Raw genomic sequence first — 25,084 nt, 5'->3', positions numbered from 1 at the left:
AACATCATGCGCGCCCTCACCCACGAGACCTTCGGAGAACCCGAAGACGTCCTCACCGTCACCGAGCGTCCGACGCCGGAGCCCGGCCCCGGCCAGGTCCGACTGAAAATCGTCCTCTCCCCCATCCACAACCACGACCTGTGGACCATCCGCGGCACCTACGGCTTCAAGCCGGAGCTCCCGGCAGCATCGGGCACCGAGGCTCTGGGAATCGTGGATGCTCTCGGCGAGGGCGTCGATGATCTCTCCGTCGGTCAGCGCGTCGCGACGGGCGGCACCTTCGGCGCCTGGGCGGAGTACGTCGTCGCGAACGCCGCGGGCCTCATCCCCGTGCCGGAGTCGCTCAGCGACGAGAGCGCCGCGCAGCTCGTGTCGATGCCGTTCAGCACCATCAGCCTGCTGCACTTCCTGGGCGCCGAGAAGGGCGACTGGATCGTTCAGAACGCGGCGAACGGCGCGGTCGGTCGCATGCTGGCACAGCTCGGCGCCGCTCGTGGCGTCAACGTCATCGGGCTCGTCCGGCGCTCGGCCGGGGTCGATGAACTGCGCGAGCAGGGCATCGAGAACGTGGTCTCCACGGATGCGGACGACTGGCGCGAGCAGGTCGCCGCGATCACCGGTGGCGCGCACGTCGCCTTTGGCATCGACTCGGTGGGCGGCTCGTCGGCGGGCGACGTCCTGTCGCTCCTCGGCGAGGGTGGCACTCTGGTCGCGTTCGGTGCCATGAACTCCCCCACGATGGAGATCGCCTCAGGCGACGTCATCTTCAAGCAGGCGACCGTCAAGGGCTTCTGGGGCAGCAAGGTGATCCAGACCATGGATGCCGGCACGCGCGGCGCCCTGTTCGGCGAACTGATCCAGCGCGTCAGCGACGGCACGCTGACCCTGCCCGTCGCCGGCGTCTTCGATGCGGCGGATGCCGCAGAGGCAGTCCGCGCAAGCAACACCGCGGGCCGGGTGGGCAAGGTTCTCCTGCAGTTCTGACCTGGTCAGGCGCAGGGCGGTCGGATTACTTGACAGCGGCAATTAATGCCGCCTACGCTGACGGTGACATCGAGATCGATCGAACACACCGGAGTGCGATGACCGACACCCTGCGCCTCACCTGGGACGCCCCCGCCACCCGCTGGGAGGAGGCGACGCCCCTCGGCAACGGCCGCATCGGCGCGATGGCGTTCGGCGGCTCCGACGGCCACTATCAGCTGAACGACTCGACGATCTGGTCGGGAACGCCCGACGGCCCCGCGCGTGCACTGCAGAAGGTGCGCGCCGGGGGTGCCGGCCCCGAACGGCTCGCGGCCGTGCGCGAGGCCCTCGCAGCCGCCGACGTGCGCCGGGCGGAGGAGCTGCTGATGGCGTTCGAGGGTCCCTACTCGCAGGAGTTCCTCCCTCTCGCCGATCTGCTCGTGCGCGTGGCGGACGCTCGATCGGATGAGACCGTCCCCGCTCGCATCCTCGATCTCGACAGGGCGACCCTCGTCGAGTCACTGCGCACCCCCGCCGGCCGAGTGACGCGACGGTCCTGGGTCTCGGCTCCGGCTCACTCCCTGATCATCGAGCTCACCTCGGACGACGAGTTCGAGACCACCGTCGAGCTGTCCACCCCGCTCCGCGGTCGCGTCGTCGACGCGTCCGACGCGCTCGTGCTGGATGTGCAGGTTCCGATCGACGGCGCCCCGCTGCACGAGGACTCCGTCGACCCCTTGCGCTACGCCGACGACGATGCCGAGTTCGACGCCTACGCGGCCGTCGCCGTCTCCCTCGACTCGGATGGCGAGGTGGGTCGCCACGACGATCGCATCGTCGTCCGCCATGCCCGCCGCCTGCTGATCGCCCTGTCCACTTCGTCGCGCGCCGGGTCGTGGTGGGCCGACGCCGACGGGGACTGGCGGACCGCCTCACGCGAGGCGATCCGGGATCGCGCACGAGAGAGGGCGGAGGCCGCGGCTCAGCGCGACGCCTCGTCTCTCCTCGCCGAGCACGTCGCCGACCGGCGCCGCATGACTCGGGCGCGATTCGCGATCGGCAGTCGGCGTGAGGGCGAGTGGAGCGTCGATCGCGACGTTCTCCGCGGCTCCAACCCCCTGCTCCGCGCGACGATCGCCGCCGAATTCGGGATGTACCTCCTCGCGTCGAGCTCTCGTGCCGGCAGCCCTGCGGCCAACCTGCAGGGGATCTGGAACGACCAGCTGCAACCGGCCTGGTCGTCGAACTACACGATCAACATCAACACCGAGATGAACTACTGGGCGGCGCCGATGCTGCTCGATCCTGATGTCCTCGAGCCGTTGATCTCCCTCGTCGAGCGCCTCGCCCGCACCGGCTCCGACACCGCCAGGGAGCTGTACGGAACACGCGGATGGGTCGCCCATCACAACAGCGACGTCTGGGGGTGGAGCCTGCCGGTCGGCGACGGGCACGGGGCGGCGAGCTGGGCGATCTGGATGATGGGCGGAGTCTGGCTCACCCACAATCTCTGGGACGCGTACGAGTTCGGTGGCGACGATGAGCTGCTCCGCGCTCGCATCTGGCCGCTGATGCGGGGCGCGGTGGAGTTCTGCCTCGACTGGCTGACTCCGGGCCCCGACGGGCACCTGCACACCTCGCCGTCGACGGCCCCCGAGAACTCCTATGTGGCCGCCGACGGTCTGCCGACGCCGCTCGGCCTGACCGCGACGTCGGATCTCAGCCTCATCGGCTCGCTCTTCGAGCGCGCGCTCGTCGCGATCCGCCGACTCGGCATCGACGACGCACTGGAAGCCGAAGTGCGCGAGGCGCTGGCAGCCCTCGCTCCGTTGCGCATCGGCTCCGACGGCCGACTGCTCGAATGGTCCGAAGAGGTCGACGAGCATGAACCGCTGCACCGGCACCTCTCCCCCGTGGTCGGACTCTTCCCGCTCGACCAGGTGACGCCCGAGCAGACTCCGGAGCTGTTCGACGCGTCTGTGGCGCTCATCGACGCACGCGGGCCGGGAGCCATGGGCTGGTCCTGGGCGTGGAAGGTGGCACTGCGCGCCAGGGCACGGCAGGGCGACATCGCCGCATCGCTGCTCGAGGAGGCGCTGACGCCGTTCGACGGCGACGCCACGCGGCACGGGCCCGTCGACGGCTCGGAGTGGGGAGGCCTGCTCCCCAACCTCTTCAGCACGCATCCGCCCTTCCAGATCGACGGCAACCTGGGATTCCCCGCCGCGATCACCGAGATGCTCGTGCAGAGCCACGGCCGCACAGTGCGTCTGCTTCCCGCGCTCCCCGCATCCTGGCCCCACGGAGACGTCCAGGGCATCGCCGTGCGACCGGGCCTCGTGCTCGACCTCGCCTGGGCGGACGGGCGGGTGATCTCGGGTGCTCTCGGCAACCCCGGCGAGCGCGACAGGGAGGTCTCCGTCTCGAACGGTGAGCGGGAGGCGATCATCGCTGTGCCGCCGGGCGCTCGGATCGACCTCGCCGATCATGATCTTCTCTTCTCCGCGTCGGCCGACCAGGAGGAGTCCCGTGCGCGGTGAGGTGCGTGATGTCGTCGCCCCCACCACACAGACCGAGCCTGATGACTTCGACGCCTTCTGGGCGGACACGATCGCTCGCACTCGGAGCTTTCCGCTCGACCTCTCCGTGACCCCGATGCCCACGCGTCTCACTCAGATAGACGTGTACGACGTGTCGTTCCGCGGGTACGGCGGAACACCGATCCATGCTTGGCTGCGCGTGCCTCACGGTGCCGCGGAGCCCCTCCCCGGGCTCGTGCAGTTCTTCGGCTACGGCAACGGCCGAGGTCATGCCCTGCGCGATCTGCGGTGGGCTGCCGCGGGCTACGCGCACTTGGTGGTGGACGCGCGGGGGCAGGGACACGGCGACACCGATGACGATCATGCCGACGGCGGTCCGTCCGCCGGCGGATTCCTCACCCGCGGCATCCGCTCGCCTCAGGAGTACTACTACCGCAGGGTGTATGCGGATGCCGTGCGTGCCGTCGACGCGCTCCGTGCCGTCGACGTCGTCGACGCGGATCGCGTGGGCGCGGTGGGCGCGAGCCAGGGAGGTGGAATCGCGCTGGCGATCGCCGGCCTGGTCCCCGACCTCGCTGTCGCGATCGTGCAGGCACCTTTCCTCTGCGAACTCGACCGGGCCGCCACGCTGAGCACCGAGCACCCGTACACCTTGCTCACCCAGTACTTCGCGGATCGGCGCGGCGACGCCGCAGCGGCTCTCGAGACGCTCCGATATTTCGACGGGATCAACCACGCGAAGCGTGCGACGGCCCCGGCTCTGCTGAGCACGGGACTCCTCGACGACATCGCGCCGCCCGAGACCGTGCTGCCCGCATTCGCCGCGTACGGCGGCCAGAAGACCGTGGTCCTGTGGCCGTACAACGGGCACGAGGCCGGCGGAGACCTCGACGAGGAGAACGCCCTGGAGTTCGCGGCCGAGCACCTGGGCCTGCACAGCCGACCGCCTCACGGCGGATTCGCTACGATAGCCGACACGACACGAAGGACCTGATGGACCACGACACCGCAGCGCGAACCACCCTGATCCGCTCGGCGTCCGACGCGGGATCACGGGTCTTCGAGACGATCCTGACGCGCAGTCCCATCAGCCGGATCGACATCGCCCGCCAGACGGGGCTCTCCCAGGCCGCCGTCACGAAGGCGGTGGCCCCGCTCGTCGCGGCCGGCCTCGTCGACGCGCCGCCCGCCTCGCATCGCGACGGCACCCCCGGACGCCCGGTGAGCCCCGTCTCCATCGTCCTCGAGTCGATGGTCATGATCGGCGTCAAGGTCAACGTCGACGAGATCATCGCCGTCGCGACCGATCTCGCCACGACCGTGCTCGCCAGCACCCGTCGTGCGCTTCCCGCCGACGATCCCCACACCGTCATCGACGCCATCTCCGACGTCGTCGCCGCGCTCACGGCCGAGCTCGGCGAGAGCGCGTCGGCCATCGCGGGAGTCGGAGTGTCGGTGTCGGGTGACGTCGACAGCATCACCGGGATCGTGCGCGAGTCGAACATCATGGGGTGGGCGGACGTGCCGCTCGGCGACCTGCTCCAGGAGCGCCTCCCCTGGCCCGTCACGCTCGAGAACGACGTGCACGCGCTGACGATCGGAGAGCACTGGTTCGGTGTCGGGCTCGGCACCGCCTCGTTCGCGATCGTCACCATCGGACGCGGGATCGGCAGCGGACTGCACCTCAACGGAGAGGTCGTGAGCGGGGCGTTCGGTGTCGCGGGCGAGATCGGGCACCTGCCGCTCGCCGATCCGGCACTCGTCTGTCCGTGCGGGCGTCGCGGCTGCGTCGAGGCCGCCGCCTCGACCGGAGCGATCGAGGCGGCGGTCTCCGGTGCCCTCGGCCGGCCGGTCGCGATCGATGAAGCCGTGGCTCTCGCCCACGCCGGAGACGCCGACGCCGACGCCGCATTCCGCGAAGCGGCCCGCCTCATCGGCACGGCCATCGCCACACTCGTTAACCTCACCGGTCCCGAAGTCGTCATCATCGGCGGCGAGGGCGTCTCGGACTTCGACCTGTTCGAGAAGACCCTGCACGACGCGTTCGAGGCGCACGCGTTCGGCGCTGCGGCGCGCTGCCGCATCCTGACCCGTCCGCACACCTTCGAGGACTGGGCGCGAGGCGCATCCGCCGCCGCCATCCAGTCGCTCGTGCGCTGACCGTTCGGGACGAGCGGAAGAGAGGGGACGGATGCCATCGGCATCCGTCCCCTTCTCGCGCCCAGCCCGCCACGGTCCGCAGCGCAGAGATGCGCGGGACGGATGATCCGTCCCGCGCATCCCGTGTCGATCAGAGTGCGTCGTACGCGGTCTGCAGCAGCTCCAGGTAGCGTGCGAGCCCGAGGCCCTCGATGTCGGCGACGTACGCGTCCCACGCGCCGTCGTCCGTGATGTCGCGCTGCCCCGTGACGAACTCCGCCTGGGCCTGCGTGATGTAGGTGGCGATGTTCGTCTGCAGCTCCGCGAGCTCGGCCGAGGTCTCGAGGTCGGGCCACAGCTTCTCGATCGGGAAGATCACGCTCTCGTCGGGCTGGAAGGGCTCGTACTCCTGCGTCGCGTAGAGCAGACGTCGCTCGTATCCGTCGGGCGTGTAGATGTCCTCCGGCACGACCTGGGCGTTGCGGAACTCCAGCGAGTCCCAGTACTGCGACATCGAACGCCACGCGGCGTTGGAGGTCTCGTCATACGTGATGGGACGGAATGTCGGCTCGAGCTCGGGGTCGAGCGCGAGGTCGCCGTCGACCGCGGGCACCCATGCCTCCCCCTCCGGTCCCATCGACGCGCGGATCTGGCCCTCGTCCGTCGCGAGGTAGTCGAGCAGCTTGATGGCCTCGATGCGCTCGTCCTCGGTCGACTTGTTGGTCAGCGCGAACGTGCCCACCGGATTCACCGGCGACCGCCACGTGGCGAGCTGAGTGCCGTCCGGACCCGCGATCGGCGCGACCGCGTCGTAGTTCTTGTCACGTCCGTCAGGAGAGTCCGCCGAGACGAACACGTACGGGTGCAGCGTGACGGCGGAGCCGAGGATCTGCGCGTCCCCGCTGTCTCCGAGCGCCTTGAGGGCGTCGCCGTTCTGCGTGAACGCCCCGGTGTCGAGCAGCCCTTCCTGCGCCAGCGACGTGATGTACTCCAGCCCCGCCCGCCAGCTGTCCGAGGTGGCGTTCAGCGCGACCTCATCGCCGTCGAGCACGAGAGGCGGCGGGCTCGAGGGTCCGCCGACCGGCGCATAGGTGAAGGCGTTCATCAGATAGTTGATGATCGGCTCCGACGCCGAGCCGCTCAGCGGCACCTCGTCGGCGGCGCCGTTGCCGTTCGGGTCGCCGTCCTTGAAGGCGCGCAGCACCGTGCGCAGCTCCTCGGTGGTGGTCGGCTGCTCGAGTCCCAGGGCGTCGAGCCAGGTCGTGTTCATCCAGAGCTTCGACGGGTAGCTGCAGTGGAAGCACTCGCTCCACTGGGTGATCGCATAGATGTGGCCGTCAGGCGCGGTGACCGACTGCTTCCAATCGGGCTTCTCCTCGAATCGCTCGGCGAGGTTGGGGGCGTATTCGTCGATGAGGTCTTCGAGGGGCACGAGCACCCCCTGCTGCCCGTACTTGAGGATCTCATTGCGCGAGAATCCGTCGACCCACGGCACGAGGAAGTACGCGTCGGGGTAGTCGCCGCTGGCGAGCGAGATCTGTCTCTTCTCCCCCGCGACGCTGCCGTCGTAGGTCGTGGTCTGCCAGTCGAAGTCGATGTCGAACTTCTTCTCGACCTCCTGGGTGAACAGATTGTCCTTGAGCGAGCCGTTCTCGCCCTGCGGGCCGAATGCGACGAGCTGGCCGTTGTCGTCGCTCGCCGGGGTGCAGGCGGCGAGCGCCAGTCCCGTCGCGACGACGGTGACCGCCGCGATCGCGCCTCGTGTGATGCGGTGTGTCATTGCCGGAATCTCCTTTGACCGGTTCAGGTGTGCGGGTGTGTGTGGTGGGTCTGTGAGAGGAGTGGTCAACCCTTGACGGCGCCGACCATGATCCCCTTGCTGAAGTGCTTCGCGACGAACGGGTACACGATCAGCATCGGCACGGTGGCGATGATGACGGTCGAGTACTTGAGCAGGTCGGCGAGCTCTCGACGTTCGAGCTGGGCGGCCAGGTCGCCACCGCCTCCGCCGTCGTTGAGGATGAGGATGCCTCGCAGCACGAGCTGCAGCGGCTGCAGGTCGGCGTCACGCAGATAGAGCAGCGCGTCGAAGTACGAGTTCCACTGCATGATCGCGTACATCAGCGCGATGACCGCGAGTAGCGGCTTGGCGAGCGGCAGCACGATGGTCCAGAGGATGCGGAGTTCGCTCGCACCGTCGAGCTGTGCCGCCTCGTAGACCTCGTCGGGGATCGACGAGCGGAAGTAGACCATCGCGATGATCACCTGCCAGACGCCGATCGCGTTCGGGAGGAGCATCGACCATCGGGTGTCGAGCAGGCCGAGCGACTGGACGACGATGTACATCGGGATCACTCCGCCGGAGAACAGCATCGTGAAGACGACGCCGCCGGTGAGGGTCTTGCGCCCGAACAGGTTCGCCCGGGACAGCGGATACGCGATGGCGACCGTCCCGGCGACGCTGATGATCGTGCCGACCACGGTGTAGAACACCGAGTTGCCGAATCCGCGGAGGATCGCGGGGTTGTTGAGAGCTTCGGTGTACCCACGGAGGGTGAAGTCGACGGGCCAGAACAGCACCCGGCCGGATGACACCGCCTGAGGGCTGGAGAACGAGCTGGCGACGATGTTCAGCAGCGGCAGGAGCACGACGAGCAGGAAGACCGTCAGCAGCAGGTAGGCGGCGATCACGAAGACGCGATCCGCTCTGGTCTCCTTCACCTTCACCCCGGAGGCCAGGGGGTCCCGTCGGCGGCGGCCGCGCCCTGAGCCCGATCCGACGACGATCTCCTCGGTGAGCAGGGGCTGCTCTCTGATCACGGTGCTCACCACAGCCCACTTCCTGTCACTCGCTTGGATATGCCGTTGACGACGAGCAGGAGCACGAGGCTGATGACGGCGTTGAAGAGTCCGATGGTGGCTCCGAGGCTGAAGTTGGCGTTCAGGATGCCGGTCTTGTAGACGTACGTCGGGATGATCTCCGACGTCGAGAGGTTCAGCGCGTTCTGCAGGAGGAACGCCTTCTCGAACCCGATCGCCATGATGTTGCCGACCCCGAGGATCAGGATGATCGTCGCTGTCGGCAGCAGGGACGGCAGGTCGACGTACCAGATCTTCTGCAGCCGTGATGCGCCGTCGATCTTGGCGGCCTCGTAGAGGGAGGTGTCCACGGATGCGAGGGCGGCGAGGTAGATGACCGCGGAGTACCCGGTGGTGGTCCAGATGTCTGTCGCCACATAGATGTGCCGGAAGAAGTCGGCGCTCGCCAGCAGATCGACCTGACCTGCGCCGAAGAAGCTCAGCGTCCGGCCCAGGATGCCCACGCGTGGAGACAGCAGCAGGATCGTCATCGACACGATCACGACGGTGGAGATGAAGTACGGCGCGTACGTGACGAGCTGGACCGTGCGGGTGAAGAACCGCAGTCGGACCTCGTTGAGCAGGATCGCGAGGATGATCGGCAGCGGGAAGCTCGCGATGAGGGTGTAGACCGCGAGGATGAACGTGTTGCCGATGAGCTTGGGGAACACCGGGTTGCGGAAGAGTGCGGTGAAGTTGTCGAATCCCACCCAGGGACTCCCCCACACGCCGTCGATGGGGTTGTAGTTCTTGAACGCGATGACCGCGTTGGCCATCGGCACGTATCGGAACACGATGAACCAGATGACGGGCAGGAGCAGCAGCAGGTACAGCTGCCAGTAGCGGCGCAGGCTGCGGACGAATCGCGAACGTGCGTCGGTGCGTCGAGGACTCGGCGGCGAGATCTCGACCGGTGGTGCGTGCTCAGCACTGAGCTTCATGATCGCCCTCCCAGGGCAGGATTACTTTACGTCGTAATAAAATCACGCCGAGCCGAAAAAGTAAACGCTCGATTTCCGGTCGGCGATTTCGAGGGATCGCTTGCACGTCCATCTCAAACGTGATTTATTGACGTTGTCAAGTAACTACCGGAGGGTCTCATCCCATGACTTCCCGTGCAGACACCGTCGTCGCACTCCGCGCCGCTGGTGCCGCCTTCATCGTCCAGATCTCCGACCCGATCCCCCGTGTGCTGCACTGGGGCGCGGATCTCGGAGACCTCGATCCCGCAGCCGTCTCGTCGCTCGCCCTCACCGCCGGGCCCGCCCAGCTGAACAACTCCCCAGACATCCCGCGTGCCTTCTCCGCGCTGCCCACCGAGTACGAGGGCTGGTCGGGAACCGCGGCTCTCTCCGGTCACGCGAGCGGACGCGCCACGACCCCCCGACCTCGACTCGTGGGACACGATGTCGAGATCCCGTCCGACGGCGTCGGCGGGCGCATCGTGCTCCGGTTCGACGACACGATCAGCGGCATCCGCACCGAACTCGCATATCACCTCGACCCGCACGGAGTTCTCGCGGTCGACACGTCCCTCGCACGCGACGCCGCCCTCAGTCCGCGCATCGGGCGGACCCCCTACACGGTGGGCGCCGTGCTGTCGCTGCTTCCGCTCCCCGAGCGCGCGACGGAGATCCTCGACTTCACCGGGAAGTGGTGCCGTGAGCGCTCCCCGCAGCGTTCGCCCTTCGGCTTCGGCACCCACCGTCGCGCCGCGCACCGCGGCAAGCCGGGACACGACTCGCCCTTCCTGCTCGCGGCCGGAACCGCCGGATTCGGCTTCCGGCACGGAGAGATCTGGGCCGTGCACCTCGCGTGGAGCGGTGAACAGCAGTACCTCGCCGAGCGCCTTCCCGAGGGCGCTGGCGTGTTCAGTTCGGTCATCGGAGCCGGTGAGGAGCTCCACCCGGGCGAGATCATCCTCGAAGACGGCGACCGCTACGACGCACCGACCGCGCTGTTCCTCTGGTCCGACAGCGGACTCGACGCGATCAGCGACCGACTCCACCGGCGCCTGCGCGCGCGTGCGACGCATCCGCGCTCGCCGCGACCCCTGGTGCTCAACACCTGGGAGGCGGTCTACTTCGACCACGACCTCGAGCGCCTCACCGCGCTGATCGAGCGTGCGGCGGAGGTGGGGGTCGAGCGCATCGTGCTCGACGACGGCTGGTTCCGCGGACGCCGCGAAGCGGATGCCGGCCTGGGCGACTGGTTCGTCGACGATGAGGTGTGGCCGGACGGACTCGGGCCCCTCGTCGATGTCGTGCGTGCTCAGGGGATGCAGTTCGGTCTCTGGTTCGAGCCCGAGATGATCAATCTCGACTCCGATCTCGCGCGCGCCCATCCGGACTGGGTACTGGGTCCGGCCGAGGGCCTCGGCCCGGAATCCCGGTCGCAGCACGTTCTCGACATCGCGCGCCCCGAGGCGTACGACTACCTTCTCGCGCGTCTCGACGCTCTTGTGCGCGAGCACTCGATCGATTACCTGAAATGGGATCACAACCGCGATCTTCTCGAAGCGGTCAGTCGCGGCGGCGATGGGGACAGGCCCAGCGTGCACCGGCAAACGGCCGCGCTCTACCGCCTGCTCGACGAGCTGCGGTCGCGGCACCCGGGGCTCGAGATCGAGACATGCTCGGGCGGCGGCGGACGCATCGACCTCGGGATCCTCGACCGCACCGATCGTGTCTGGGCCTCGGACTGCAACGATCCGGTCGAACGCGTCCAGATCGAGCGGTGGACGCGCAGCCTCGTCCCTCCCGAACTCATCGGCTCCCACCTCGGCTCCGCGCGATCGCACACCACCGCCCGCACCACCGATCTGTCGTTCCGTCTGGCTACGTCGCTGACCGCGCACGCGGGCATCGAGCAGGACCTCACCGTCGTCGACGACGGCGAGCTCGCGGCGATCGCCCGCTGGACCGCGATGTACCGCGAATTCCGCGACCTGCTGCACAGCGGTCGCGTCGTCAACGCGGACCTCGCGGATCCCGCGACATCACTTTCGGGAATCGTGGCCCGAGACGCATCCGAAGCGCTGTTCACCTGGAGCCGGTTCACGACATCGGCATCGGGCCAGTCCGGTCGGGTGCGTTTTCCCGGACTGGATGCCGCTGCGCCGTACACCGTCCGGATCCGCGAGGACCTCGGCGCGTCGAGCAGACACGGCGGAGACCCCGAGTGGGTGACGGCCGCCGTCGCCGCTCCGGTCGAGATGCCGGGGTCCGTCCTCGTCACCGCCGGCGTCCCCCTGCCGACGCTCAATCCGCAGCAGGCGATGCTCATCGAGATCAGGCGCGCAGACGACTGACGGTCACACCTCCTTCCCATCCCCCGACAGAGCAGTCGAACGAGAGGAAAGCAATGAACGCACACCGACAGAGAAGGAGAGCGGCCTCGTTGACCGCGGCACTCGCCGCGACAGCGATCGTCCTCGCTCTGGCACCTGGCGCGAGCTGGGCCACCGAGGCGACACCGGAACCGACTCCGGCGCCGGAGACGACGCCGGAGACGACGCCGACGACGGCTCCCGCGCCGACGGACGACCCGGCACCGACTGAAGAGCCGGCACCGACTGAAGAGCCGGCACCGGAACCTGCTCCCTCGAGCGCCCCGGAGCAGGAGCCACCGGCGGATGCGACGCGCACGCCTGCGGACGAGACCGAAGACGGCATCTCGAACCGATCGACCGCCCCCTACATGGGCTGGAGCAGCTACAGCATGCAGGTGTACGAAGGAGGCCAGTGGATCACCGCCGATCAGATCATGGCTCAGTCGGATGCCATGCATGACAAGCTCCAGGATTTCGGCTACGACTACATCAACATCGACGCCGGCTGGAACGGAGGCCAGGACGAGTACGGACGTCCCATTCCCAGCACGACACTGTTCCCCGACGGCCTCGACGCGGTGATCGACCACGTGCACGACAACGGCCAGAAGGTGGGTCTGTATCTGATTCCCGGGATGAGCCTCGAGACGGCGCAGAAGGCGCTCCCGATCTACGGCGCTCCCGGTTGCACGACCGAGAATCTGCTCAAGCAGCCTCTCCAGCAGGGCGACTACTGGGGCTTCGGGTACCGACTCGACTTCGACAACCCCTGCACCGAGAAGTACATCGACTCGATCGCCGATCTGCTCGGCGAATGGGGAGTCGACTTCATCAAGTTCGACAGCGTCACCCCCGGCTCCGGAATCAGCGACCTGTCGATGGACGCCCGCGAGGAGGTCGCCGCCTGGTCTCGGGCGCTCGACCGCAACGACATCTGGTTCGAGCTCTCCTGGGCCGTCGACATCGACTACGCGGACTACTGGAAGCAGTATGCAGACGGCTGGCGCATCGACTGGGACGTCGAGTGCTACTGCGGCGATGAGGCCCTGACCACCTGGGAGAACGTCGCCCGCCTGTTCCCGAGGCTCTCGGACTGGTGGCGCCACGCCGGGCCCGCAGGCTGGAACGACCTCGACTCCCTCAACGTGGGCAACGGGAAGATGGACGGCCTCACGCGCGACGAACGCCGCACCGCGACGACGCTCTGGGCGACCTCCGCGGCGCCGATGTACCTGGGCAACGATCTGACGAACCTCGACGAGTACGGGCTCGAGCTGATCACCAACCGCGAGGTCATCGCCGTGAACCAGGCAGGCGTGCCCGCTCGTCCCGTCTCGACGGCGACGAAGCAGCAGGTCTGGTACGCACTGAACCCGGATGGCACCTACACCGTGGCGCTGTACAACCTGGGCCGTGCAGACGCCGACATCACGGTCGACTGGTCCGACATCGGACTCGACGGCTCCGCGAAGGTCCGCGATCTCTGGGCCGGCAAGAACCTGGGATCGGAAGCGGAGGGCTTCACCGCCGAGAGCGTGCCAATCCATGGCGTGCGGCTGCTGAAGGTGACGCCCGCGAAGCAGGCGGCACTCACCGTCAACGACGACTCGCTGCGGGTCGGCTACGACGGGGCGTGGGACCGCAACGTCGGCAACGAGGTGCCTGCGACATCGCAGCCCTTCACCGTCGCCGTGTCCGACACCCCGGGTGGAGGCACGCCCGAACCGCCCGCCACCGGGCTGACAGTGACCCTGAACGACGACGATTCACGCATCGGCTACAGCGGGTCCTGGGGCGACAGCAACAACCGCGGGCTGGGCGACCACGGCGACGACGTCCACTACGTCGAGACGAACGGAGCGGCCTTCGAGTACACGTTCCAGGGAACCGGGATCCAGTACGTCACCGAGAAGCACGAATCGCAGGGCGAGGTCGAGGTCTACCTCGACGGACAGCTGGTCGAGACCGTCGACACCTCGCTGCCCGCGGCCGACGGGCGCCTCTCCCAGCAGGTGGTCTACGCCGTCGCCGATCTCGCGAGCGGAAGTCACACCCTGCGGGTGGTCAAGAAGTCCGGATCCTTCATGCTGCTCGACAAGCTCGTCGTCACTCTCGACAGCCAGCTGAGCACGACCTCGGGTGCGTTCAACAAGGCCGCTCCCGCCGACGTGACGGTCGATGTGCTGCGCGACCCGAGCGAGCTCTCCTCGATCAGCCTCGGCGGTGAGCCGCTCGAGCGCGACGCCGACTACACGCTGTCCGGATCGACGGTCACACTGAAGTCGTCGTACCTCGCCGCACTCCCGGTGGGAGACGCGACGCTGGACTTCGCGTTCACCGGAGACCATCTCGACGATGTCCACGCCACCACGGCCGACGGCGACTCCGTGTCGTTCACGTTCCGCGGGACGGGCGTCGCGTGGCTCGGCCCGAAGGCACCCGACCAGGGAGCCGTTGAGGTGTACATCGACGGCAAAAAGGTGAAGAGCGTCGACACCCACGCCGAGTCGCGCGTGTCGAATCAGACCCTGTTCGAGGCGACCGGGCTGAAGGACGGCGAGCACACGATCAAGGTCGTGAAGACGTCGGGAGACGTGCTCCGCACGGACGTGTTCCGATACACGGTCAAGAAGGTCGGCTGACCCCCGTCGGGGCGGGCCCCGTGCCCGCCCCGATGCACCACCGACGAACCCTCTCGCGGATGTCCGCCCCCGGGTGCACACTCTGCAGATGGAGATCACACTCGCACAGCCGGCGGGACTCGTGATGAGCCCCGCCTTCAGTCATGTCGCCGTCGTCCCGCCCGGGGCCACGACGATCCACGTCGGCGGCCAGAACGGCGTCGATGAGACGGGCGCGCTCGTCTCGACGGATGCTGCCGAGCAGTCGCTCCGAGCGGTCGAGAACGCTCGGATCGCGCTCGAGTCGGCGGGCGCGGGCCTCGACGATGTCATCAGCTGGACGATCTACATCCACCAGGATGCCGATCTTCGTGCCGCCTACGGTGCCGTCGCAGCGACGCTCGCCCGTGACGGCGCCCCTCCGTTGGTGACCGCAGCCCTCGTGTCCGGCCTCGGCGTCCCGGGCGCAGTGATCGAGGTGAGCGCGATCGCCGCCGTCATCCGCGAATGACCGCGGCGCGCCGACTCAGATCCTTCCGCGCACCGGGGTCCGCTCGGCCGAGTCACCGCCCTCGGGCATCGCCATCTCCGCGCGGACGCCGAGCAGTCTGACCTCCCGGTCGTGATCGAGCGTGGCACCGAGCACCAGTGCCGCCTCGATGACCGTCGCGCGCCGGGTGGTCGGCTCCGGCAGCTTGCGGCCGAAGGTCTTGGTCTCGAACGGCGCATAGCGCACCTTCAGATGCACGCGGACGACCGGGCGCCCCTCGGCGGCGCAGTCCTCGAAGGCCTGCCCCGCCAGTTCGGTCAGCGCCGCCTGAACCTCTGCAGTCGTCGTGAGGTTCTGCTGGTACGTCATCTCGCGACTGTGGCTGCGGGCCACCCATGGGGTGCTGTCGACTACGGTCGGACCGAGACCCGAGCCCAGCCCGTGGTACCAGACGCCCATCCGCGGTCCGAACTCCTCGATGAGCTCTGCCTCGTCCGCGTCAGCGAGTTCCTGGACCGTCGTTACGCCGTGGGTGGCGAGCCGCTTCTGAACCTTCGGGCCGACTCCCCACAGGTCCCGAGTAGGCCGGTCTCCCATCACGTCGAACCAGTTCTCGGCGGTGAGCCGGAAGACACCCCGGGGCTTGCCGAACTCCGTGGCGATCTTGGCCCGCACCTTGTTGTCGCCGATGCCGACCGAGCAGTGCAGTGCCGTCGACTCGAGCACCGCGTTCTGCGCGCTGCGCGCGGTCTGCTCGGGGTCGTCCGTGGTCACGCCGAGAAAGCATTCGTCCCAGCCGATGACCTCGAGCACCACCCCGGGCAGTGCACGCAGTGTCGACATCACCTCGGTCGAGGCCGACTCATACGCGTCGTGGTCCACCGGCAGGAAGACCGCGTTCTCAGGCGCCTTACGTGCCGCGATCTTCAGCGGCATGCCGGATCCGATGCCGAACTTCCGCGCCTCGTACGACGCCGTCGACACGACGGCGCGCTCCGTCGGGTCGCCCCGGCCGCCGACGATCACGGGGAGCCCTGCGAGCTCCGGTCGGCGCAGCACCTCGACCGCAGCGATGAACTGATCCATGTCGACGTGCAGCACCCAGTCGGTCATGCACCGAGTGTGGCCCGTGCCGAGCGAGTTGTCACCCCTCGGACACGATCAGCACATCACCGAGATCAGCCGATCGAGACGGCGATCGCGGTCGCGATCACGGCGAGGAGCGGCAGCGTGCCCTGCATCACCGCGGCGCGCGCCTTCGTGCGATCGGAGAGGATCAGCACCAGTGCGGCGGCGAGCATCATCCCCGTTCCGGCGAACACGAGAGTCAGTCCCACCGTTGTGAAGCCGATGATCACGAAGCCGACGCCGAGCAGCGCGGTCAGCGCGAGGAACAGGTTGTAGAAGCCCTGGTTGAAGGCGAGCGCCTTCGTCGTGAGGGCGTCCGCCTCGCTCGCGACGCCGAAGATCTTCCTCGTCTCGGGCTCTGTCCATCTCAGCGACTCGAGCGCGAAGATGAAGACGTGGAAGGCGGCAGCGGCCGCAGCGAGGACGAGTCCGACGATGAGCATGACTCGATCGTATCGATGTCGGCTCGCGCTAGATCAGGAAGATCGGCAGAAGCCCGGGGTTGTGGGCGTGCACGAGTACCCCGAACACCACCGCATCGAACAGCAGGTGCACCGTGACGACATAGGCCAGCGAGTGCGTCCGAATGAAGATGAACCCCTGCAGCAGCGCGAACGGGATGGTCAGCAGCGGTCCCCACTCGCGGTAGCCCAGCTCCCACAGGAATGAGACGAACACGATCATCTGCAGCACGTTGGCGAGGGCGTCGGGGAAATGCCTGCGCAGCAGGGCGAAGACGGTGCAGATGAAGAACAGCTCGTCCCAGATGCCGACCGCTCCGACGCCGACGAACAGCCGGGCGATGAGGTCGGGCGAGTCCACGACCGGCCAGTTCTGATAGACGCCGCTGGTGATGAAGTAGAACGGCAGGATCAGCCAGCCGAGCACCAGGACGGCGACGAGCCAGCCCCACTGCAGGCGCCCCCACCGGCGATGCGCCCGCCAGGGGAAGCCGATCGCCCGGTCGCGGAATACGAAGCGGGAGACGACGTACGGAACCGCCACCGCGCCGCCGAGGGCGAGCGTGAACCGCAGCATCGCGAGGTTGTCGAGCTCTGCCGCGAGCGGGATCACGCTGACGATGAGCATGCCGAGGGCGATCAGGGACAGGTCCCTGGTGAGCGAGGGCTGACGGCTGGTCCCCACGACTCGAGCGCTCTCTCGACGCATGCCCACGCGCACCGTCTGATCCGCCGCCACCGGCAGACGGCGCTCGACGAGCCACGCGCTCCCGACGCCGAGTGCGAGCAGCGCCCAGCCGAGCCACGGGATCTGCACCACGAAGAACGCCGGCGCCGCAGCGCACACGAGGAGCGCGGAGACGACCGCCGGCCACGTCGCCGAGATGCGCTGCGCGGTGATCACGCGCGCGACTTCCGCCGATACACGAGATCGCGGATGTCTCGCCCCTTGGCGATCCCCTTGCGTTCGAACGCGGTCATGACGCGTCCATCGAATCGCTCGGCCCAGTCGCCGTCGAAGGCGCGCTCGAACAGAGGCTCCGCGTCGAGCACCTCGCGCATCTGCAGCGCGTAGTCCTCCCAGTCGGTCGCGAGGCGGAGCAGACCTCCGTCACGGAGTGCGCGAGCGGCGGTGTCGGCGAACCCCTGGCGGACGAGACGGCGCTTGGTGTGCTTCTTCTTGTGCCACGGATCAGGGAAGAAGATCCAGACCTCTGCCGCTGCCGCTTCGGGGAGGTACGACGAGAGCACCTCCGGCGCATTCGCCTCGACCACGCGGACGTTGCGAGCACCTTCGCGGTCGGCGTCGAGCATGGTCCTGGCGAGGCCCGCGCGGAAGACCTCGACCGCGAGGAAGTCGTCGTCGGGGCGGGACGATGCGGCGGCGACGATGGCGTGCCCCTGACCGGAGCCGATCTCGACGTACAGGTCCGCATCCCGCCCGTACTCGGAGGCGGGATCGAGACGCGCCTCCGGGTGCACCGAGGTCCAGGCGACATCGCGGGGCACGTCGAGCAGGTAGTGCGGTCCGAGCTCTTCGAACGCGCGTTCCTGAGCGTCGGACATCCGGCCGCTGCGGCGCACGAAGGAGACCGGTTCGTCGCGGAAGGTGCGGGGTTCGGGCATGCTTCCAGGGTAGTCGGCGGCGCTGAACGCCACCGACCGCGGGTCAGGAGGCCGGTGCCGTCACGAAGTCGATCAGCTCCTCCACCCGACCGAGGAGCGCGGGCTCGAGGTCGCGGTAGGTGTGCACCTTCGACAGGATGTGCTGCCAGGCGCGACCGGTGTCCGCCTGCGTCTCGTACGGCCACCCGAATGCGCGGCAGATCCCGGTCTTCCAGTCCGTGCCCCGGGGGATCTCCGGCCATCTCGCGATGCCGAGAGCCCGAAGGGTGACGCACTGCCAGACATCCACGAACGGGTGGCCGACGATCTTCACATGCCTTCCGTGCGGACCCCGGGCGACGGCGTCGGCGATGCGCGATTCCTTCGACCCGGGCACGAGGTGATCCACGAGGACCCCGTAGCGACGCGATGCGCTGGGAGGCTCTGCGGCGAGCAGCTCGTCGAGCAGGTCGACTCCCTGCAGGAACTCGACGACGACGCCCTCGACCCGCAGGTCCGCTCCCCACACCTTCTCGACGAGCTCGGCGTCGTGCTTGCCCTCGACCAGGATCCGGCTGGGAAGCGCGACCCTGGCTCGTTGATCGGCGGCGACGAACGAGCCGGATGCCGTGCGTCGGAGGCCCTGCTCCTTCGCGGCCGGGACCGTGAGCCGCACCGGTGATCCGTCGATCAGGAACCCGCCTCCGAGCGGGAAGAGGCGCTTGCGCCCCACCCGGTCCTCGAGTTCGACGTTGCCGCCCTGCACCCGTGTGACCGCTCCGCAGAATCCGTCCTGCGCCACCTCGACGACGAGATCGAGCTCGGCGGGAACCTGCGGCACCGGCTTGGCTGCTCGTTCCCTCCAGCCGGCAGCGAGCACATCGGATCCGTACCTGTCGTCCATGCCATCCAGCGTATGTGTCTCCGCTGAGGGCGAACGGCTATCCCCGCTCGGAAGGTGTCGCGTGTCGGCCTCTGTGCATAGACTCGTGCCATGGGGCTCGGCTGCCGGTCGGAGGGAACACGATGAAGACACGGTGGCTGGCGCTGGCCGCACTGACTGCGGCGGCTGCAGCAGCCGCGTTCTCCGCATCTGCTGCCTCCGCGACCGACCCCGTGACGCTCGACTCGGGATACGTGACGGACGACGCCGACGTCCTCAGCCCGAGCCAAGAGGACGCCGTCGAGGCTCGACTCCAGACGCTCAGCGACAATTCCTCGTCCGATCTCTTCGTCGTCCTCGTCGATGACTTCACCTCGCCGACCGACAACGTCGCCTGGGCCGATGCCGTCGCAGAGAACAACAACCTCGGCTCCGAGCAGTACCTGCTCGCGATCGCGGTAGAGGGACGCAGCTACTACATCTCGGCAGCACCCGACGGCCCGCTCAGCGACAGCAAGCTCGACGACGTGGAAGACAAGATCCAGGGTCTGGCCGCACAGGAGGACTGGGAGGGCATGATCGTCCTCGCCGCCGACGAGATCGAGGGCGACGGCGGTGCGGGCGCTCTGCAGGCCACACTGATCGTGGTCGCCGTCATCGCGGTCGGCCTGATCATCTGGCTGATCATCGCCCTCATTCGCCGCGCGCGTCGCAATGCCGCGATCCGCAGGCGTGGCGCCATGCCCGAGACGCCCGATCCGAACGATCCGTTCTCCACGCTGACCGACGAGCAGGTGGAGACGCAGGCGGGGGCCGCACTCGTGCAGGCGGACGATGCGATCACCTCGAGCCGCGAGGAGCTCGGCTTCGCCGTCGCCCAGTTCGGCGACGCGGCGACCGCCGAGTTCAGCGGAGCAGTCGAGACCGCGAAGTCGAAGATGTCCGAGGCCTTCGATCTGAAGCAGAAGCTCGACGACGAGATCGAGGACACCGTCCACGATCGCCGCGCCTGGCACATCCGCATCATCCGGCTGTGCGACGAGATCGACGACGTCCTCGACGAGAACACCGACGCGTTCGACGCGCTCCGCAAGCTCGAGCAGAACGCACCACAGGAACTCGACAGAGTCCGCGGCGAGCGAGCCGCTCTCATCCCGCTTCTGACTTCCGCGGCTCCCGCTCTGGCCGCGCTGTCCGCCACCTACGACGCATCGGCACTGAGCACGGTGTCCGACAACCCGGCACAGGCTCAGGAGCGGGCAGCCCTGGCCGACCGCTCGATCGAGGCCGCGCAGCAGGCGATAGCGGCCGGTCGCTCCGGCGAGGCGGCGTTCGCCATCCGCACGGCCGAGCAGTCGGTGGCGCAGGCGACACAGCTGGTCGAGGCCATCACCGCGCTGGGCACCGAGCTCTCCCGTATCGAATCGCAGGCGCAGGCTCTCGTCGCCGAGCTGCAGGCCGACATCGCCGCGGCACAGCAGCTGCCTGACGCCGGAGGCACGCTCGCCGCGGTCGCGGCCGCAACCTCGCAGCAGCTGCAGCGTGCGCAGGCCGACCTCTCCGGAGCATCGCGCAGTCCGCAGCGCGTGCTCGAAGCGCTCAGCGCGGCGAACACGCAGATCGACGCCGCGATCGCGGAGGGCACCCAGGCCGTGGAACGGGCGCGACGCGTGCAGCAGCTTCTCGAGCAGACCCTGACGCAGGCGGGCTCCGAGATCCGAGCAGCGCGCGAGTACATCGAGACGCGGCGGGGAACCGTCGGCTCCACGGCTCGCACCCGCCTCTCCCAGGCCGACGCGACCCTTACTCAGGCCGTGAGTCTGCGGTCGTCGGATCCCGAGACCGCGCTCGCAGAAGCAGGACGCGCGCTCGAACTCGCCCGGCAGGCCACCTCATCCGCCCAGGCGGATGTCGCGGCCATGAGCCCGAGCCGCTACGAGAGCGGATGGGGCGGCGCCGGCGGCAGCATCTTCGGCGGCGGATCAGGCTCCGGCGGTTCCGGCCTGGGTGGCGACATCCTGGGCGGCATCATCGGCGGTCTGCTCTCGGGCGGCGGCGGAGGTGGCGGCTCCTCGCGCAGCAGCAGCTGGCGTTCCAGCGGTGGCGGCGGGTTCCGCAGCTCCGGTTTCGGTGGAGGCGGCGGCAGCCGCTCCAGCGGCCGCAGCGGCCGTTCGGGAGGGCGACGCTTCTGAACCGCACACCTATCGACCCCAGACATCGAGTCCGACCCTCTGAAAGGAACCACGCATGACCAAGCAGTCCATCTTCGGACGTATCTCGACCCTCGTCCGCGCGAACATCAACTCGCTCCTGGACTCTGCGGAAGACCCGCAGAAGATGATCGACCAGCTCGTTCGCGACTACACGAACAGCATCGCCGACGCGGAGTCGGCCATCGCCGAGACCATCGGCAACCTGCGTCTGCTGGAGCGCGACCACGAGGAAGACGTCCAGGCCGCCACCGAGTGGGGCAACAAGGCTCTCGCCGCCAGCCGCAAGGCCGACGAGATGCGCTCCACCGGCGACGCCGCCGATGCCGACAAGTTCGACAACCTCGCGAAGATCGCTCTGCAGCGCCAGATCAGCGCCGAGCGCGAGGCGACCGGGGCCGAGCCGCAGATCGCCGCTCAGACCGAGATCGTCGACAAGCTGAAGTCCGGCCTCAACGGCATGAAGGACAAGCTCGGCGAGCTGAAGAACAAGCGCAGCGAGCTGCTCGCCCGCGCCAAGGTCGCCGAGGCTCAGACGAAGGTGCAGGATGCGGTCTCCTCGATCAACGTCCTCGACCCCACCAGCGAGCTGGGACGTTTCGAAGACAAGGTCCGCCGTCAGGAGGCCCTCGCCCAGGGCAAGATCGAGCTCGCGGCATCCAGCCTCGACGCTCAGTTCGAGAGCCTCGAAGACCTCGGTGAGCTCACCGAGGTCGAGGCTCGTCTCGCCGAGCTGAAGGCGGGCGGCTCCGCCCCTCGCCAGGCCATCGAAGGCTCCTGACACACCTGCGGGTGCCTCGGATCCTCGCGTCCGAGGCACCCGCTCCTCTTTCTCAGCTGGAGGCACCCATGGTGCGTTTCCTCGTCGTCCCGCAGTGGCAGGGCTCCCCCGCCGCTCGCGCGATGCTGCTCGTCGACGGCGCCTCGGCGATCGCCGGCGACCTTCCGCGTGCCGCGACCACGGTGCTCGATGTGCCGGTCGAAGCCGGTGAATCCCTCGGCACCGGCGTCCGCCGACTCAGCGCTCTCCTTCGCACCCGAGAGCTCGTCGAAACCGGCATGACCGCCGACACCGTGATCATCGGCGGCGACTGCAGCGTGACCGTCGCCGCCCTGGCGGCTCTTCCCGGCGGAACCGACGACCTGGCCGTCGTGTGGTGCGATGCCCACGCCGACCTGCACACGCCGGACACCTCACCCTCCGGAGCGTTCTCCGGCATGGCGCTCCGCGCGGTACTCGGCGACGGAGAGCCTCAACTCGCGCTCTCGCCCGGGATCCCCCGCGATCGGGTGGTCACGGTGGGCATGCGCAATCTCGACGACGACGAGGTCACCGCCCTCGGCGGCCTCGCCCAGCTCTCCGTCGACGATCTGGAATCGCCCGACGCTCTCGCCGACGCGGTCGAAGCGACCGGCGCGCGCCGCGTATGGGTGCACATCGACGTCGATGTGCTCGACCCTGCGGAGATCGCCGGCGTCTCCTCCCCCGCACCGTTCGGACTCTCGCCCGCGAGTCTGAGCACCGCGATCCGCGCACTGCGGTCCCGTGTGCCGCTGGCGGGCGCCACCATCGCGGGGTTCGCCCCTCGCTCACCCGCTGACGCGGTCGACGACCTCGGCGCGCTGCTCCGTCTCGTCGGAGCCGTCGCATGACGTCCGACTGGCGGCCGGCCGCCGAGCGCGCTGTAGCTCGCGGTCGGAGACTCGACCGCCGGATCCCCGCGTTCCTCCTGCGTTCGCCGATCAGCCGGATCGGCTACTGGTGGGGCACGTCCGTGGGCTGGATCTGGGGGTCCCTGTGGAGCACGGGTCCCGTCGAACGCCGATCGGGCCTGTGGGTGTTCCAGGGGATGCCGAACTGGACGTTCAACCGCGGCGGAGTGTGCGTCGGCGGCTGCTTCCTGACGGGTGACGCCCGTCCGAGCGACGCCGTGCTGCGCCACGAGGCGGTGCACAAGGCGCAGTGGCTGCGCTACGGCATCCTGCTTCCGGTGCTCTACCTGTTCGCGGGCAGGGATCCGCTGCGCAACCGCTTCGAGATCGAGGCAGGCCTGGAAGACGGCAACTACGTGCGCCGCAGCAGGTCGCGGCCGTAGAGCGCGGAGGCGCTCAGCGGTCGACGGGCAGCAGCCCGAAGCGCTCCGGCGCGTGGATCTGAGCAGGCTGGATCTCGAGGGCGCCCGTCAGGTGCTCGACGATGTCAGCCGTGCCGAGGAAGCCTCCGAGAAGGGTGACGTGGGTGTCGAGTTCGTCGTCGCAGAGCATCTCGTCTGCCCATGCGCAGGTCGCTCGGGCGAGAGCCTCGCCGGGTGCGCACGCTCGCCCGCTTCCCGGTGCGCCCGATCGCTGGGATCGAGCGAGCCACGTGACCGTCATGCGTCCAGGGGCTTCGATCACGCCGATGTCGGACGCGTCGGCGACCTCGATGAAGATCCGACCCGACGCGCACAGCGGCAGAGTGGCGAGGAAGACCTCGAGCTCGGTGAGCGAGTGCTCGTCGGCCGTCACCAGGTGGTGAGCACGGCGACGTGCGGCGCGGCGTTCGGCACGCGTGCTGCGGGTCTCGAGGAAGGTCTCCATGATGCATCCATCATACAGCACATGAAGGGTTGCCTAACCTTGCTCGGGGACTTCTTCCACAAGTGCGTATCGCAGAGCCTCGAGTTCCTGGTCCGTCATCCCGTTCGCGCGCAGGTAGCCGGCGGCCGAACCCCAACGTTCGTCGACCTGCTCGAGCAGCGCCCGCATCACCGGTGCCGGCGACTGCGTCGCCAGCGCGACGGCGTGCACCGCCTGCGGATGCTGCGACCTCAGGTACGCGGCGATGCGCTGCGACCGCTCGGCGGGCAGCAGCGACTCCGTGAGCGCGTAGTCCGCGACGATCGCCTCACGGTCGGCGCCCACTGCGGCGAGCGCGAGCGCGACGGTCACCCCGGTGCGGTCCTTGCCGACCGTGCAGTGGACGAGAGTCGGCTCCCCCTCGGCGATGATGCGGATCGCGGCGACGAGCCGATCTCCGCTCTCCTCGAGCAGGTGCAGATAGAGATCCTCCAGGCTCGTGTCCGTCTCGAAGAACGACCGCACGGATCCGAGGAACAGCGGAAGGTGAGTGGTGTCGGGACCCTCGATCTCGGTCGGCTCTGCGGCGACCTCTTCGCCGTCGCGGAGATCGACGATGTGAGCGACGCGGCGACGGACCTCGTTCACCCCGGCAGTGGTCGCCGCCGAGAGCTGGCCGGATCGCAACAGCACGCCCGAACGGATCCGACCACCGTCTGCGAGCATCCCTCCGACGTCGCGGAAGTTGTTGACCCCGTCGACCTCGAGAACGCTCATGCCTGCGCCTGCGCCTGCGCCTGCGCCTGCGGCGAGCGCGGCGGAACCGGGTACCTTCCGGCGATCACGACTCGGTTGAAGGCGTTGATCGAGATGCAGGCCCAGCTCAGTGCCGCGTACTCCTTCTCGGTGAACACTCCACCGACCCGGTCGTACACGTCGTCGGAGATGCCCTCCTCGGAGATGAAGGTGAAAGCCTCGGCGAGCTCGAGCGCGGCTTCCTCGCGGTCACTGAAGACATTGCTCTCGCGCCACGTCGCGATCTGCATGAGCGTGTCGGTGTCGATGCCCGCCTTGAGCGCGCGATCCACATGCAGACGCGTGCAGTAGCTGCACCCGTTGAGCTGCGACGAATGGATCATCACGATCTCCTTGAGCCGATCGTCGATCCCGTTGGCTGCGCAGATGTCTCCCACGGTGCGGGCGAAGGCGTCGAGCGCCTGGTAGGCCGCCGGCTCGGTCTTTGAGAGGTGCACTCGCGTCTCGCTCATGGCTCAATGATATTCCGTTGTGCA

The 25,084-nt window shown here is 68.4% G+C and carries 22 protein-coding genes; 11 read left to right on the top strand and 11 right to left on the bottom strand.

Features of this window, described 5'->3' with window-relative positions; translation table 11 throughout:
- Positions 1–6 precede the first annotated feature (6 nt).
- The 4 genes from AKG07_RS01925 to AKG07_RS01910 all read left to right on the top strand — a co-directional run bounded on the left by AKG07_RS01925 (position 7) and on the right by AKG07_RS01910 (position 5,666).
- Positions 7–984, top strand: a complete 978-nt coding sequence (locus AKG07_RS01925) for a zinc-binding dehydrogenase (protein ID WP_053095717.1) — start codon at positions 7–9, stop codon at positions 982–984.
- Between the two features lie 98 nt (positions 985–1,082).
- The gene (locus AKG07_RS01920) at positions 1,083–3,506 is read left to right on the top strand and encodes a glycosyl hydrolase family 95 catalytic domain-containing protein (RefSeq protein WP_053095716.1); all 2,424 of its coding nucleotides are present in this window, start codon (positions 1,083–1,085) and stop codon (positions 3,504–3,506) included.
- Entirely contained in the window at positions 3,496–4,500 is a 1,005-nt protein-coding gene (locus tag AKG07_RS01915) for an acetylxylan esterase (protein ID WP_201778468.1), read from the top strand. The genes AKG07_RS01920 and AKG07_RS01915 overlap by 11 nt, the downstream gene beginning before the upstream one ends.
- Positions 4,500–5,666: an ROK family transcriptional regulator gene (locus tag AKG07_RS01910; RefSeq protein ID WP_053095714.1), complete on the top strand. Its 1,167-nt coding sequence runs from the start codon at positions 4,500–4,502 to the stop codon at positions 5,664–5,666. Before AKG07_RS01915 ends, AKG07_RS01910 begins: the two co-directional genes overlap by 1 nt.
- A 130-nt stretch (positions 5,667–5,796) precedes the next feature.
- Here AKG07_RS01910 and AKG07_RS01905 read toward each other — a convergent pair whose 3' ends face one another.
- From AKG07_RS01905 to AKG07_RS01895, 3 genes are all read right to left on the bottom strand, one after another.
- A complete protein-coding gene (locus tag AKG07_RS01905; protein ID WP_053095713.1) occupies positions 5,797–7,425 on the bottom strand; it encodes an extracellular solute-binding protein in 1,629 nt (542 codons plus the stop codon).
- Between the two features lie 65 nt (positions 7,426–7,490).
- A complete protein-coding gene (locus tag AKG07_RS01900) occupies positions 7,491–8,474 on the bottom strand; it encodes a carbohydrate ABC transporter permease (protein ID WP_233277305.1) in 984 nt (327 codons plus the stop codon).
- Entirely contained in the window at positions 8,471–9,445 is a 975-nt protein-coding gene (locus AKG07_RS01895; protein ID WP_082297779.1) for an ABC transporter permease, read from the bottom strand. Before AKG07_RS01895 ends, AKG07_RS01900 begins: the two co-directional genes overlap by 4 nt.
- 164 nt (positions 9,446–9,609) lie before the next feature.
- On the opposite strand from AKG07_RS01895, the gene AKG07_RS01890 reads away from it, so the two are divergent.
- The 3 genes from AKG07_RS01890 (at position 9,610) to AKG07_RS01880 (ending at position 14,967) form a co-directional block, all read left to right on the top strand.
- Positions 9,610–11,814: an alpha-galactosidase gene (locus tag AKG07_RS01890; protein WP_053095712.1), complete on the top strand. Its 2,205-nt coding sequence runs from the start codon at positions 9,610–9,612 to the stop codon at positions 11,812–11,814.
- 89 nt (positions 11,815–11,903) lie between these two features.
- Positions 11,904–14,477, top strand: coding sequence for a X2-like carbohydrate binding domain-containing protein (locus AKG07_RS01885; protein WP_233277304.1), 2,574 nt, complete (start codon positions 11,904–11,906; stop codon positions 14,475–14,477).
- Between the two features lie 88 nt (positions 14,478–14,565).
- Positions 14,566–14,967, top strand: coding sequence for a RidA family protein (locus AKG07_RS01880; protein WP_053095710.1), 402 nt, complete (start codon positions 14,566–14,568; stop codon positions 14,965–14,967).
- A gap of 15 nt (positions 14,968–14,982) precedes the next feature.
- Here AKG07_RS01880 and AKG07_RS01875 read toward each other — a convergent pair whose 3' ends face one another.
- The 5 genes from AKG07_RS01875 to AKG07_RS01855 form a co-directional block, all read right to left on the bottom strand.
- Complete coding sequence (locus AKG07_RS01875) at positions 14,983–16,059, bottom strand: DNA polymerase IV (protein ID WP_171821903.1); 1,077 nt, start codon at positions 16,057–16,059, stop codon at positions 14,983–14,985.
- A gap of 65 nt (positions 16,060–16,124) precedes the next feature.
- On the bottom strand, positions 16,125–16,517 hold the full coding sequence (locus AKG07_RS01870; RefSeq protein ID WP_053095709.1) for a DUF1304 domain-containing protein: 393 nt from the start codon (positions 16,515–16,517) through the stop codon (positions 16,125–16,127).
- Between the two features lie 28 nt (positions 16,518–16,545).
- Positions 16,546–17,439 carry a CPBP family intramembrane glutamic endopeptidase gene (locus tag AKG07_RS01865; RefSeq protein WP_053095708.1) on the bottom strand — a complete coding sequence of 298 codons (894 nt, stop codon included), beginning with the start codon at positions 17,437–17,439 and terminating at the stop codon, positions 16,546–16,548.
- Complete coding sequence (gene trmB, locus AKG07_RS01860; protein WP_053095707.1) at positions 17,436–18,161, bottom strand: tRNA (guanosine(46)-N7)-methyltransferase TrmB; 726 nt, start codon at positions 18,159–18,161, stop codon at positions 17,436–17,438. Before trmB ends, AKG07_RS01865 begins: the two co-directional genes overlap by 4 nt.
- Before the next feature lie 43 nt (positions 18,162–18,204).
- Positions 18,205–19,044, bottom strand: coding sequence for a DUF3097 domain-containing protein (locus AKG07_RS01855; protein ID WP_053095706.1), 840 nt, complete (start codon positions 19,042–19,044; stop codon positions 18,205–18,207).
- Positions 19,045–19,166: 122 nt separating this feature from the next.
- Between AKG07_RS01855 and AKG07_RS01850 the strand changes: the two genes are divergently transcribed.
- From AKG07_RS01850 to AKG07_RS01835, 4 genes are all read left to right on the top strand, one after another.
- The gene (locus tag AKG07_RS01850) at positions 19,167–21,215 is read left to right on the top strand and encodes a TPM domain-containing protein (RefSeq protein WP_053095705.1); all 2,049 of its coding nucleotides are present in this window, start codon (positions 19,167–19,169) and stop codon (positions 21,213–21,215) included.
- Between the two features lie 55 nt (positions 21,216–21,270).
- Positions 21,271–22,014 carry a PspA/IM30 family protein gene (locus AKG07_RS01845; protein WP_053095704.1) on the top strand — a complete coding sequence of 248 codons (744 nt, stop codon included), beginning with the start codon at positions 21,271–21,273 and terminating at the stop codon, positions 22,012–22,014.
- A gap of 68 nt (positions 22,015–22,082) precedes the next feature.
- Positions 22,083–22,886, top strand: a complete 804-nt coding sequence (locus tag AKG07_RS01840) for an arginase family protein (RefSeq protein ID WP_053095703.1) — start codon at positions 22,083–22,085, stop codon at positions 22,884–22,886.
- Positions 22,883–23,329, top strand: coding sequence for a hypothetical protein (locus AKG07_RS01835; protein ID WP_053095702.1), 447 nt, complete (start codon positions 22,883–22,885; stop codon positions 23,327–23,329). The genes AKG07_RS01840 and AKG07_RS01835 overlap by 4 nt, the downstream gene beginning before the upstream one ends.
- 13 nt (positions 23,330–23,342) lie before the next feature.
- On the opposite strand, the gene AKG07_RS01830 is transcribed toward AKG07_RS01835, so the two are convergent.
- From AKG07_RS01830 to AKG07_RS01820, 3 genes are read right to left on the bottom strand one after another with little or no spacing between them, the layout of a single operon-like run.
- Positions 23,343–23,813: an SIP domain-containing protein gene (locus AKG07_RS01830; RefSeq protein WP_053095701.1), complete on the bottom strand. Its 471-nt coding sequence runs from the start codon at positions 23,811–23,813 to the stop codon at positions 23,343–23,345.
- 33 nt (positions 23,814–23,846) lie between these two features.
- Positions 23,847–24,569 (bottom strand): tyrosine-protein phosphatase, encoded by a 723-nt coding sequence (locus AKG07_RS01825; protein WP_053095700.1) that lies wholly within the window; start codon positions 24,567–24,569, stop codon positions 23,847–23,849.
- Complete coding sequence (locus AKG07_RS01820; protein WP_053095699.1) at positions 24,566–25,060, bottom strand: carboxymuconolactone decarboxylase family protein; 495 nt, start codon at positions 25,058–25,060, stop codon at positions 24,566–24,568. Before AKG07_RS01820 ends, AKG07_RS01825 begins: the two co-directional genes overlap by 4 nt.
- Positions 25,061–25,084: the final 24 nt, after the last annotated feature.

The organism is Microbacterium sp. CGR1 (assembly GCF_001266755.1).
Lineage (GTDB): Bacteria > Actinomycetota > Actinomycetes > Actinomycetales > Microbacteriaceae > Microbacterium.
Note: the sequence above shows the minus strand (reverse complement) of the source record. Positions and strands in the feature narration are given on the sequence as shown.